The organism is Parabacteroides goldsteinii, assembly GCF_020091425.1.
Lineage (GTDB): Bacteria > Bacteroidota > Bacteroidia > Bacteroidales > Tannerellaceae > Parabacteroides > Parabacteroides goldsteinii.
The window spans coordinates 1399889-1413352 of the sequence record NZ_CP081906.1; the positions used below are offsets into that span (position 1 = coordinate 1399889).

The 13464-nt window shown below is 42.8% G+C and carries 6 protein-coding genes; 5 read left to right on the plus strand and 1 reads right to left on the minus strand.

Annotated features, from left to right (window positions below):
* The first annotated feature begins 68 nt into the window (after nt 1-68).
* The 5 genes from K6V26_RS06770 to K6V26_RS06790 all read left to right on the plus strand — a co-directional run bounded on the left by K6V26_RS06770 (nt 69) and on the right by K6V26_RS06790 (nt 12376).
* Nucleotides 69-2456, plus strand: coding sequence for an ABC transporter permease (locus K6V26_RS06770; RefSeq protein ID WP_224264908.1), 2388 nt, complete (start codon nt 69-71; stop codon nt 2454-2456).
* Nucleotides 2457-2544: 88 nt separating this feature from the next.
* Nucleotides 2545-4920, plus strand: a complete 2376-nt coding sequence (locus K6V26_RS06775; RefSeq protein WP_224264909.1) for an ABC transporter permease — start codon at nt 2545-2547, stop codon at nt 4918-4920.
* A 156-nt stretch (nt 4921-5076) separates the two neighbouring features.
* Nucleotides 5077-7449: an ABC transporter permease gene (locus tag K6V26_RS06780; protein ID WP_224264910.1), complete on the plus strand. Its 2373-nt coding sequence runs from the start codon at nt 5077-5079 to the stop codon at nt 7447-7449.
* Nucleotides 7450-7486: 37 nt separating this feature from the next.
* Nucleotides 7487-9859: an ABC transporter permease gene (locus K6V26_RS06785; RefSeq protein WP_224264911.1), complete on the plus strand. Its 2373-nt coding sequence runs from the start codon at nt 7487-7489 to the stop codon at nt 9857-9859.
* A 159-nt stretch (nt 9860-10018) separates the two neighbouring features.
* A complete protein-coding gene (locus K6V26_RS06790) occupies nt 10019-12376 on the plus strand; it encodes an ABC transporter permease (RefSeq protein WP_046146828.1) in 2358 nt (785 codons plus the stop codon).
* Between the two features lie 667 nt (nt 12377-13043).
* Here the strand turns inward: K6V26_RS06790 and K6V26_RS06795 are convergent.
* The gene (locus K6V26_RS06795) at nt 13044-13289 is read right to left on the minus strand and encodes an RNA recognition motif domain-containing protein (protein WP_007653338.1); all 246 of its coding nucleotides are present in this window, start codon (nt 13287-13289) and stop codon (nt 13044-13046) included.
* Nucleotides 13290-13464 lie beyond the last annotated feature (175 nt).

Below are 13464 nucleotides of genomic sequence, written 5' to 3' on the forward strand. Positions count from 1 at the left end.
CCTCATTTATTAGATGATTACATGTTTGGCATGCGTTTTGAACCTATTCGGGTAAAAATAAATATATAATGAAAACAATTCTTCGAAATTTCATCAGTGTATTACGTCGTTTTAAGATGGCGACGCTTCTTAATATTTTAGGGCTTTCAGTGGCTTTTTCTGCATTTATGATTATTATGATGCAGGTCGATTATGATCAGAATTTTGACACTTTTCATAATGAAGCCGATAATATCTACCGGGTGGAGCTACAGTGGGGTAAGGAAACGCCTCAGGCTATTGTAAGCCGGCCCCTGATGGATGTGTTTTTCAACTTTTCACCGCATATCGTTGCCGGAGCCATTAGCTATCCTATCTATAGTGAGACGGTTTTTATTGTAGATAAGGACGGGAAACAGGATAGTTATATGGAACCGAATATGACTATTTATCCTTCCTTTACCGATGTGTTTACTTTTGATATGTTGGAAGGAACGAAGGATGCCCTGAAGGACCCGGAAAAGATCTTGATTTCGGAAAGTCAGGCTAAAAAGATATTCGGTACGGAATCGGCTGTCGGCCGGAGAATGAAAGCGAAAGATACCAGAGGGCGGTTGGCCGGCCTTTTTACCATACCAGAGATGGATTATACAGTGGGAGGTGTCTATAAGGATTTTCCGGTAAACGGTATCCTCCAGAATGCTGTCTATGTGAAACTGGATGATAAGGAGGGTTTGAATGATTGGGGAAGTTCTAATTATTATGCTTATATCTGTTTGGATAGTCCCGAAGCCGCAAAGGATTTGACAAACGACTTTCTGGATTATTATAAAAAGCACGAGATAGGGAAAAATATGCCGTGGTCTACCGATGACCTGAATTTGCGGCTGACTCCTTTGACGGAGCTTCATTATGTAACGGATGTTCTTTATGACATGGTTCCTAAGACTAGCCGCCAGACGATATTGGTTCTGATTGCCATCGCATTTGTTATTATGCTTATTGCCGGTATCAATTTTACCAATTTCAGTACGGCTTTGACTCCGATGCGTATGAAAAGTATCAATACGCAAAAGGTGCTGGGTAGTTCTAATGCAACATTACAGTTCTCTTTATTGATGGAAGCGGTCTGTATCAGTGTCGTGGCTTTCTTGTTGGCATTATGGATCGTCCGTATGACGGCAAGCAGTCCCATAGCAGGCCTGATCAATGCGGATATCTCTTTTTCCGCTCATCCGGTGTTGATTTCGTTGACGGCTCTGCTGTCAGTGCTGGTTGGAGTGCTGGCCGGGATTTATCCGTCTTATTATATGACATCTTTCTCGCCGGCGCTGGTGCTGAAAGGTAATTTCGGACTTTCTCCCAAAGGAAGGGTATTGAGGAACGTACTGATCAGTGTGCAGTTCATTTCTTCATTTGTTTTGATTATGGGCGCTATGTTCATGTATTTGCAAAATAACTTTATGCGAACCAGTTCGTTGGGATACGACAAAGATCAAATCATCGTGACAGACCTGACGGCTACAGTCTTAAACAGTAAAGACGCTTTCACGAATCGTATGAAATCGTTCTCCGGTATTGAGGATGTGACCTGTGCGGAGTTTTTGCTGGCCAGCCAGGATCAGTATATGACCTGGGGACGTGAACTGAATGGTAAAAATATTCAGTATCAGGTGATGCCGGTCGATCCTTCTTTCCTGAAGGTACTGAATATTGCAGTAAGTGACGGACGGGATTTCCGGGAAGAAGATACTTTGACGGAGCATGGTGCCTATATATTTAATGAACGTGCGCGAAAGACTTACGACATTCAGCTGGGGGATAAGATCGGTGATATGGAGGTGATTGGTTTTGTTCCGGATATCAAGTTCGCTTCTTTCCGTACGGAGGTGGTTCCGATGGCATTCTTAGTGCGTGGTAAAAGTTATTCGGGAGGTGCGGCGTTTGCATATATCAAGGTAAAAGCCGGTTCGGATATGGGAGCAGCCATGGCGCATGTCAAGAATGTAATGAGTGAGATTCATCCGGATTATCCTTTCGACATTACTTTCTTTGATAAAGTGTTGAATAATTTATATGAAAAAGAAACGAGTCTGGGAGCATTGATCACATTATTCAGTCTGATAGCCGTCTTTATCTCGATGGTGGGTGTCTTTGGTCTGGTAGTATTCGACAGCCAGTATCGCAGAAAGGAAATAGGTGTCCGCAAGGTGATGGGGTCTTCCGTGTCGCAGATTCTGATTATGTTTAACAAAACGTATGTCCGTATCCTGTTGATATGCTTTGTGTTGGCCGCTCCGTTGACCTGGTATGCCATTCATGCCTGGTTGGAGAACTTTGCTTACCGTACTCCGATCTATTGGTGGGTGTTCATATTGGCTTTCCTGCTGGTGTCGGCTGTGACGATCGTCACTGTTACCTTCCAGAACTGGCGGGCGGCAAGCGAAAATCCGGTGATAAGCATAAAAACAGAATAGCAATCATGCAACATTTCTGAATTTATTACGTATTTATTAAAAAGTTGTTTGGTGAACAACCTTAAATCGAAGTAATAATTCAATTGATATGAAAACTATTTTAAGAAACTTTGTCAGCGTGCTTCGCCGTTTCAAAATGGCGATGTTGCTGAATGTATTTGGATTAAGTATCGCTTTTGCAGCTTTTATGGTGATTATGATGCAGGTGAATTACGACTACACGTTCGATTCCTGCCAGCCGGAAGCTGATGCAATCTACCGCATGGACATGGACTTTCAGGGAAAAGCGAGTGCCGTCTTCAGCCGTCCTTTTGCAAGAGGCTTTACAGAGTCATCGCCCCATATTAAGGCCGGCATGATTATGGCGTCGTGGAATTCCGAACTTTTTTATAGTGTCGAACGGCAAGGGGAGAGGCTGAATTTCCAGGACCCGGTTGTGAATGCTTCGCCCGGGATTACCCGTGTCTTTCATTTCGATATGGTGGAAGGAGATGAAACGGCACTGGATCAGCCGGAAACTGCCATCATTCCCGAAAGTATGGCGCGTCGCTTGTTCGGAGACGAGTCGGCTATAGGAAAACGGCTGATGAATGTAGAGACGGGAAGTACGGTAGCAACAATAAGCGGCGTCTTTAAAGATTTCCCCCTTAATTCTTCCATCCGGAATATTATCTACCGGCAGATGCACCCGAAAGAAAACTACGATACTTGGAATAATCAGAATTATTTCTTCTTTTTCCGAATGGATGATCCAGCCAATACGAAGGATGTGAAAGAAAACTTTATGAAGAATTTCGATGCATCCCAACAGTTCGGTAAGGATTTTGACTGGGAGAAAGATGGTATTGACCTGCGTATCACACCGCTTCCCGAGCTACATTTCCTGGAAAATGTCTCTTTCGACTCAATGCCGAAGGCCAGCCGTCAGACGGTGCGTGTTTTGTTTGCTATAGCTTTTGTTATCTTACTGATTGCGGGTATCAACTTTACCAATTTCAGTACGGCACTGACACCGATGCGTATTAAAAGTATCAATACGCAAAAGGTGCTGGGAAGTCCGGATAGTGTGCTTCGTTTGAGTTTACTGGCGGAAGCGATTATCGTCAGTGCAGTGGCTTATCTGATTTCGTTGGGGATGTTGTTTATAGCCGGTAAGACTTTTATAGCCTCTTTGGTGGATGCCGACATGGCTTTTTCGGCACAGTCGGGAGTTATTACTACTACGGCGGTTATTGCTGTGGCTGTCGGTGTGTTGGCTGGCCTTTATCCGGCCTGTTATATTACCTCTTTCCCGCCGGCACTGGTACTGAAAGGCAGTTTCGGACTGTCTCCAAAAGGGAGGTTGCTCAGAAGTACATTGGTCAGTATCCAGTTTATTGCTTCATTTATTCTGATTATCAGTTCCCTGTTTATGTTTTTGCAGAACCGGTTTATGCAGAATACACCGCTTGGATATGACAAGGACGAATTGATCGTGATGGAGCTGAACGGTAAGGTGAATAAGAGCCAGGATGTATTGGCGAGTGAGGTAAAAACATTCTCCGGGATTGAAGATATCACTTTTGCCGAACAGGTTTTATCGAGCCGGGACTTCTATATGGGATGGGGACGCGAGTATAAAGATAAGGATATTAACTTTCAATGTATCCCGGTGTCTCCTTCTTTCCTTCGTGTAATGGGGATTAAAGTGACCGACGGACGTGATTTTCGCCAAGAAGATGACCTGAAAGATACGGGATGCTATATATTTAATGAGAAGGCCCGTGAGATGTACGATCTGGAACTGGGGGATAAGATTGACGGTGGCGAGATTATTGGTTTTATGCCTAATATCAAGTTTGCTTCTTTCCGCAACGAAGTTTCACCGATGACTTTCTATGTCTGGGGAAAATACTATTGGGGAGGGGAAGTCGACAGTAAATATTATGCGGCAGCCTATGTCAGGGTAAAGGCCGGCAGTGATTTACGTGCGGCAATGAAACATATTCAGGCTTCATTAAAGAAGATCGATCCGGTTTATCCTTTTAAAGTCTCTTTTTATGACGAGATATTACAACGTACCTATGTAAAGGAACTGAAGATCAGTAACCTGATCACCCTGTTCAGTGTCATTGCGATCTTAATATCCATAGTGGGAGTCTTCGGACTGGTGGTGTTTGAGAGTGAATACAGACGTAAAGAGGTGGCTGTCCGCAAAGTATTGGGATCGTCCACTCCGCAAATATTGGTACTGTTCAACAGGAGTTATCTGATCATTCTGGTTATTTGTTTTGTCTTGTCGGCTCCTGTGGCTTTCTATGGCGTATATCGCTGGTTGGAGAACTTTGCTTACCGTACTCCGATGTACTGGTGGGTATTTCTGGCAGCCTTTATTATTGTTTCGGTTATCACCTTTATAACCGTAACTTTCCAGAACTGGCATGTCGCTAATTCAAATCCGGTGGAGAGTATAAAGTCGGAGTGACCGGAAAGTTATTTTCCTTTATGAATGTCTAATAATTTGACAGCATTGTCTAATTATTAGACATTCATTTTTAAGGCGTGAGCCAAATGTTTTTGATTGACAAAGAGTTATCGTTTTGGCATGTTATTTGAACGAATTGGATAAAAAGAGGTCAATATGAAAACGATATTACGAAACTTTATCAGTGTACTCCGCCGTTTCAGGATGGCGACTTTGTTGAATATTCTGGGATTAAGTATTGCTTTCGCTGCATTTATGGTGATCATGATGCAGGTAAGTTATGATTATACGTTCGATTCCTGCCAGCCGGAATCAGAAGCGATCTATCGGATGGATATGCAATATCAGGGAGAACAGGTAGCCATTATGAGCCGTCCTTTGGCGAGGGCTTTTACAGAATCGTCGCCGCATATCAAAGCAGGAACCCTTATGACATCGTGGACTTCCGACGGGTTTTACAGTGTCGAACGGAGCGGTGAGATACAAAACTTTCAGGATCCGATAGCGACAGTTACCCCCGACTTTACCCGTGTTTTCCATTTCGATATGGTGGAAGGCGATGAAACGGCGCTGGAGCAACCGAAGTCGGCCATGATTCCCGAAAGCATCGCTAATCGCCTGTTCGGTAATGAATCGGCTATCGGTAAACAGTTGATGGGCGGGACATCGGGAAAAGTAGTTGCGATCGTCAACGGTGTTTTTAAAGATTTTCCCCGTAATTCATCTGTCCGCAATATCATTTACCTCCAGATGGATCCGAAGGAAAATTATGATGAGTGGGGTAACAGTAATTATTATTTCTTTTTCCGTATGGATGATCCGGCAAATGCGGAAGATGTGAAGGAAAACTTCAAAAAGAATTTCGATAAGACAAAAATGGCCGGTTCCGATCTGGATTGGGAAAGGGATAAGATCGACCTGCATATCACTCCGCTTACCCAATTACATTTCCTGACCAACGCTTCTTACGATTCGATGCCGAAAGCCAGTCGTCAGACAGTACAGGTTCTGTTTGCCATCGCTTTCATAATCCTGCTGATTGCCGGTATCAATTTTACGAACTTCAGCACGGCATTGACGCCGATGCGCATTAAGAGCATCAATACGCAGAAGGTGCTCGGTAGTCCGGATAGCCTGCTACGGCTGAGTTTATTGGGAGAGGCTGTCATTATCAGTTTCGTGGCATTCCTGATTTCGCTGGTCGTATTGCATCTGGCTGAAAACTCGTTTATTGCTTCTCTGGTGGATGCCGATATGTCTTTGGGGGTACAATGGAAAATTATCGGTGTCACAGGGATCATTGCCTTGTTGGTCGGTGCGCTGGCAGGGGGTTATCCGGCTTGTTACATCACCTCTTTTCCACCGGCCCTGGTGCTAAAAGGGAGTTTTGGATTGTCGCCTAAAGGACGTGTGCTGCGGAGTACGCTGGTCAGTATTCAGTTTATTGCATCCTTTATCCTGATCATCGGTTCTCTGTTCATGTTCCTGCAAAACCATTATATGCAAAGTGCGCCGCTTGGATATGATAAGGACGAACTGATTGTTGTCGAGCTGAACAGTAAGATTAATAAAAACCTGAGTGTGCTGGAAAGTGAGATAAAAACATTTTCAGGAATAGAAGCTATCACGTGTGCCGACCAGATATTGTCGAGCCGGGACTATTATATGGGCTGGGGACGGAATTATAACGATAAACCTATCGATTTCCAATGTATCCCGGTTTCCCCGAGTTTTCTGCATGTCATGGGAATAAATGTGATCGATGGCCGTGATTTCCGGCCGGAAGATGATCTGAAAGATAAAGGAACGTATATATTTAATGAAAAGGCACGCGATATGTATGATCTTGTGGTGGGTGAATCGGTCGAAGGTGAAGAGATTGCCGGAATTATTCCTAATATCAAGTTTGCATCTTTCCGTAATGAAGTGTCGCCAATGGCATTTTACATCGGTGGAAAGTATTGGAAGGGAAATGACGGAATCCGGTATTACAGTGCAGCTTATATCAAAGTAAAGGCCGGTAGCGACCTGTGGGCTGCCATGGAACATGTAAAAGCATCGTTGGGCAAGATCGATCCGGTCTATCCGTTTAAAGTCTCTTTTTACAATGAGGTGTTGCAACATACGTACGACAAGGAGTTGAAGATAAGTAACCTGATAACCCTGTTCAGTCTGATAGCCATATTTATCTCTGTTGTCGGTGTTTTTGGCCTGGTCGTTTTCGAAAGTGAACATAAGCGCAAGGAAGTGGCGGTACGGAAAGTATTAGGTTCTTCTACCTCGGAGATACTGTTTATGTTCAACAAAAGTTATCTGTTGATCCTGTTGATCTGTTTTGTGCTGTCGGCTCCGGTTGCATTCTATGGTGTATATCGTTGGTTGGAGAATTTTGCTTACCGTACTCCGATCTATTGGTGGGTATTTCCGGCAGCCTTTGTTATTGTTTCGGCCATTACTTTTATAACCGTTACTTACCAGAACTGGCAGGTAGCAAATTCGAATCCGGTGGAAAGTATAAAGTCGGAATAATCCGGCTTTGGAATGGATGCCGTAAAAACAAACTGATATGAAGACAATATTAAGGAACTTTTTCAGCGTGCTGCGCCGTTTCAGTCTAGCCGCTTTCCTGAATGTTGCGGGGTTGGCCGTTGCTTTTGCAACCTTTATCATTATTATGATACAGATCAGCTTCGAACGTAATTTCGATCGTTGCCATCCGACGGCCGACCGTATTTACCGGGTGGAATTGAGTGGCGAAGAGATAGAAGCGGAGGCCGGGACATTTTCCCGTATCCTTCCGCGAGGATTGATCGAGGCTGTTATAGGATCATCTCCCCATATCGAGGCTGGTAGCCTGATTTTCCCTTATAGTCCGGCCATCTATTTTACGGTGACGGAGAACGGCGAACGGGAAGGCTATCATGAATTGATTCAGACTTGCCATCCGGCACTGACCCATGTATTCGATTTCCCGATCATCGAAGGCGATATCGATTGCCTGAACGATCCTGAAAAACTGATTTTACCGGAAAGCATGGCTCGTAAGATATTTGGAAAACAGTCGGCTGTAGGTAAAGCATTACATGCCGAAGAGCAAATAATGAGCAAGAATGTAAGGGATTTTACTGTCGGAGCCGTTTATAAAGACTTCCCGGAAAATACGCAGATTCGTAATCTTATTTATACGGGTATCGATAATACTATGCGTGAGAATTTCGGATCCAGTAGTTTTATATGTTTCCTTTTACTGGATAATCCGGAATCGGCCCGGCTTGTTACGGACAACTTCAATGCGAACTTCGACTTTTCCAAGTTGGGGAGTGGGAAGGTACAGATAAAGTTGACGCCTCTTACGGACATTTATTATATGAATGAAAGCCAGGATGGTACGATTTTCCGCAGCGGTAATAAAGAAGTGACCTGGTTGCTTTTTTTTATTGCCTTACTGATCATTATAGTGGCTGCCATCAATTTTACGAATTTCAATACTTCGTTGACGCCGATGCGTATCAGGAGTATCAATACCCAGAAAGTGTTAGGCAGTCCGGATTGCGTATTACGTCGGGCTTTATTGGCCGAAGCTGCTATTACCAGTCTGGTGGCCTGGCTGGCGAGCCTGTTCATTGTACATGTGCTGGCTTCGACCGGTACCATGCCGTTTATAGAGGCTGATTTGAGTATAATAGATAACCTGCCGATTGTCTTGTTGACCGGTGTTATTGCATTGGTTACCGGCATACTGGCCGGATTATATCCTTCCTGGTACGTGACCTCCTTTCCTCCGGCCCTGGTGCTGAAAGGAAGTTTTGGGCTTTCACCGTCGGGACGCAAATTACGTACGGTGTTGATCGGTATCCAATATGTGGTATCTATTTTGTTAATTATCAGTGCTTGTTTTGTTCATTTGCAGAATAAATATATGCGTGGTTATTCGCTGGGATTTGACAAAGATCAGATCGCGATCGTTCCTTTGAGCAGTGACCTGTATATTAAATCTCATGAGACCTATGTTAATCGCCTGAAGGAATTTTCCGGTATCGAAGATGTGGCTTTTTCTCTGGAGAAGGTCGGTTCGCAGGATGGTTACAGTACGAACAGCGGTTCTGTCAAGGAAAATGATTTCCACTTCTTTATGATCTTTGTTTCCGCAAATTTCCTGCGTGTGATGGGAATCCCGGTAGAAGAGGGGCGTGACTTTTATCCGGCCGATGAAATGGCTGAAACTCCTTCTTACATTTTTAATTGTACGGCAAAACAGGAAGTAGGCATGGAAGTGGGGGATAAAATGGATTCGTGGGCTTCGGGTGATATTGTCGGGTTGACAGGCAATGTCAAGTTTACTTCGCTTCGAGAGGGAGAAAGTAATATCGGTTTTGTGACAGGGAAACTGCCTTATCCGCTAACTACTTCTTATATACGCCTGAAAGCCGGGGCAGATGTCGATGCAACCGTTTCACATATTTATAAAACACTGGCTGATATAGATCCGGCTTATCCGGTCGAGATCGAGTTTTATGATGCTGTGTTCAACGAATTATATCATAAGGAAGAGAATTTGCGTAGCCTGATCACGGTATTCAGCCTTTTGGCGATCATTATTTCGCTTGTGGGTGTCTTTAATCTGGTGGTATTCGATACACAATATCGCCGGAAAGAGATCGGTCTCCGAAAGGTGCATGGTGCGACTATCGGTGAAGTTTTGAAGATGCTGAACAGTTCCTATATTTATATTGTCCTGATTTGCTTTGTGCTGGCAGTACCGGTTGGTTATTATGGGATCAACAAGTGGCTGGAGAGTTTTGCCTATAAGACACCGATGTTTTGGTGGGTCTATCCGCTGGCTTTGCTTATTGTACTGACTATTACTGTCGGTACGGTGACTTACCAAAGCTGGCAGGCTGCTAATGCTAATCCGGTGGATAGTTTGAAGTCGGAGTAACAGCGTTTTACATAGAATCTGTTTCAATGTCTAATAATTTGACAGCATTGTCTAATTATTAGACATTGTTCTTTTCTGACGGTTGGGCTAATATTCTGTTATTCTGTGCGTTGTTGCTTTGGCATGCAATTTGAATTACCAAAGTAAACATAAATAGTAATGAAGACAATACTAAGAAACTTTTTAAGCGTACTGCGTAGGTTCAAGATGGCAACCTTTTTGAATGTGGCGGGATTGGCAGTTGCATTTGCAGCCTTTATCGTTATTCTGATACAGGTAAATTATGAACGTAGTTTTGATCGTTGTCATCCGACGGCGGAAAGAGTTTTCAGAGTGGAGTTGGAAACTCCCGGTACATTCGGTCTTATTTTACCCCGTGGATTTGTAGAAACTGTTATTCAGTCATCTCCGCATATTGAGGCCGGATCGTTGATCTATCCTTATAATTCGGCTATTTATTTTTCCGTTATGGAGAATGGAGAGAAGATTGGTTACCGCGAACCGGTATATACTTGTAACCCTGAGATTACCCGTGTCTTTGATTTCCCGATATTGGAAGGGGATATCGATTGTTTGAAAGATCCCGATAAACTTATTTTACCTGAAAGCATAGCTCGGAAAATTTTTGGAGACCAACCGGCTGTAGGTAAAATGTTGCATGCCGAAGAGAATGTTGAGACCAAAGATAACCGTGAATATACCGTTGGTGCCGTTTATAAAGATTTCCCCGGGAACACCCAGATGAGGAATCTGATCTATACGGCTATCGGACCGACTTTTCAGCGGGATAATTTTGGGGCGAGTAATTTTGCCTGTTATGTGTTGCTGGATAAAGCGGAATCTGCACAGGATGTGGTTGATAACTTCAATGCAAATTTTGATTTTACTAAAATAGGAAAGAAAGATCAACAGCTTAAACTTACCCCTCTCACTGCTATTTATTATCTGAATGAAAGCCAGGACGGAATGATTTTCCGCAGTGGAAATAACGAAGTGACCTTGTTGTTATTTTTTATTGCCTTATTGATCATTATCGTAGCTGCTATCAATTTTACCAACTTCAGTACGGCCCTGACACCTCTTCGTATTAAGAGTATCAATACCCAAAAGGTATTGGGCAGTTCTGATAGATTATTACGAAACGCTTTGCTGGCGGAGGCTGCTATTGTCAGTCTTATAGCCTGGTTGATCAGTCTGGTTTTGGTCTGGATGCTCGGCAGGGCAACCGCTTTACCTTTTGTGGAAGCTGATTTGAGTATCCTGAAGAATTTACCGATTGTTTTGATCACGGGTGGAGTGGCATTGATAACCGGAGTGGTCGCCGGATTATATCCTTCCTGGTATGTGACCTCTTTTCCACCGGCACTGGTACTGAAAGGTAGTTTCGGACTTTCTCCGTCCGGTCGTAAACTGCGTACCATTCTGGTCAGTGTACAATTTATAGTTTCCATCCTGTTGATTATCGGGGCTAGCTTTGTACAGTTACAAAATGATTATATGCGTAGTTTTTCGCTTGGCTTCGATAAGGATCAGATTGCTATTGTGGAATTAAGCGGAGAACTTTATAATAAACATCATGAGACATATGTAAATCGGTTGAAGGAGTTTCCGGATATCGAGGATGTTGCTTTTGCCATGGAGAAAGTGGCTTCAAAGGATGGTTACAGTACCAATGGAGCCGTTTTGAAGCAAAAGGAGTTTCATTTTTTCATGATCATGACTTCTCCCAATTTCCTTCGGGTGATGGGTATTCCTGTTGAAGAGGGGCGCGATTTCTCTTTGTCCGATGAGTTATCGGAAGAACCTGTTTATATATTTAATGAGACAGCTAAACTGGCGGTAAATATGGAACAGGGAGATATTCTTCAGTCATGGATTCCCGGCCGTATTATCGGATTTACCGGAAATGTGAAGTTTACCTCTCTTCGCAACGGTGAGAACAATATTGCTTTTGTGGTGTCAAAGATGCCTTATCCGATGTCTGTCTCTTATATTCGTCTGAAAGCGGGATCCGATGTGCATGCTGCTGTTAATCATATCCGTAAGACATTGGCGGATCTTGATCCGGCCTATCCGTTTGATGTGCAGTTTTATGATACGATCTTTAATCATTTGTATCATAAGGAAGAGAATTTGCGTAGCCTGATTACTGTTTTCAGCATATTGGCAATAATCATATCGCTTGTGGGAGTATTCGGATTAGTCGTATTCGATACACAGTATCGCCGGAAAGAAATCGGTGTGCGTAAGGTACATGGGGCGACTAACAGTGAAATTCTGAAAATGCTTAACCGTTCATATATTTATATTGTACTGGTATGTTTTGCCCTGGCTACGCCGATCGGTTACTATGGCATTAAGAAATGGCTGGAAAGTTTTGCCTATAAGACACCGATGTACTGGTGGGTATATCTGGCCGCATTGACAATTGTACTGGTCATTACCATAGGTACAGTCACATTCCAGAGTTGGCGGGCGGCAAATGCCAATCCGGTAGATAGTTTGAAGGCACAATAAGTATTTCAACTAAACAGATTTACTATCATGTTTTTTGAAATGAACTGTCATACTATCATTTATTTGTGTAATATGTTGTATATATGCGTGTTGTCTTCTGATAGTTACCGTTTTTAACTGTCACTTATCTATCATGCAACTATCATAGCCTACTTGAAAAGACGGATAGATAAGTACTTCTTTTCAGTAAGTATACTGTTTAAAATCAGATGGATAGTAATATAAGTTGCTTGACACCCGGGTCTTGATATGCTCGACACCCGGGTGTAAGCATCGTTGAGATGGGGGTGTGAAACAGGTCGAAATGGGCATGCCGGCAACAAAAAATAGGTATTCGGATGAAAATAAGTCATAGGTTTGAGATAAAAAGGTAGTAGGGCGACGAATTATAAGAGGTGGTATCGAACGGTTACAGGTACTTTTTATGAATTGAAATGACTGTTCTTTGGTTAAAATCTCGTTAAAATGATGGTTGTATGTTAGATTAGTGATAGTTAAAAGCGGTAACTGTCATAGGTTAATGTGCATGTATATAGAGATTTACACGAGTGAATGATAGTATGATAGTTGATTCGTAGAAAACCTGACACTGTAAACGCAAAAAAAGGATATCCCATATGGAATATCCTTTCTTCTACTGATATATAATAAATATAATGTCAGTCAATTAGTTTCTGGGAAGTGCTTCTTTCACTACCATTGCCCGGCCTTCGTATTCTGCACCGTTCAATTCGTTGATAGCTTTGAAGGCTTCTGCATTTTCCGGCATTTCAACAAAAGCAAAACCTTTTGATCTTCTAGTGTCGCGGTCTACAATAAGTTTTACAGAATCAACTGTTCCGAACTCTTCCATTACATCTCTCAAATCTGATTCCTTAACATTGTAGCTAAGGTTACCAATATACATGTTCATAAATATAAAAATAAAAAATTAATAATATAACAATAAAACTTTAGGAAGGTCTTTATCAGAGATGGAAATACTCAATGTTTATAACTGAGGAGATACATGTGAAAGTAAGATCGAAATAAATCTCTTATTGTTTCTGATGCAAAGTAACGGAAACAATTTGGATAATGAACTATAT

What these genes read in the sequence shown, in the direction of transcription:
- K6V26_RS06785 (WP_224264911.1), top strand. Translation starts at nt 7,487, where the DNA reads ATGAAGACAATATTAAGGAACTTTTTCAGCGTGCTGCGCCGTTTCAGT.
- K6V26_RS06790 (WP_046146828.1), top strand. Translation starts at nt 10,019, where the DNA reads ATGAAGACAATACTAAGAAACTTTTTAAGCGTACTGCGTAGGTTCAAG.
- K6V26_RS06780 (WP_224264910.1), top strand. Translation starts at nt 5,077, where the DNA reads ATGAAAACGATATTACGAAACTTTATCAGTGTACTCCGCCGTTTCAGG.
- K6V26_RS06770 (WP_224264908.1), top strand. Translation starts at nt 69, where the DNA reads ATGAAAACAATTCTTCGAAATTTCATCAGTGTATTACGTCGTTTTAAG.
- K6V26_RS06775 (WP_224264909.1), top strand. Translation starts at nt 2,545, where the DNA reads ATGAAAACTATTTTAAGAAACTTTGTCAGCGTGCTTCGCCGTTTCAAA.
- K6V26_RS06795 (WP_007653338.1), bottom strand. Translation starts at nt 13,289, where the DNA reads ATGAACATGTATATTGGTAACCTTAGCTACAATGTTAAGGAATCAGAT.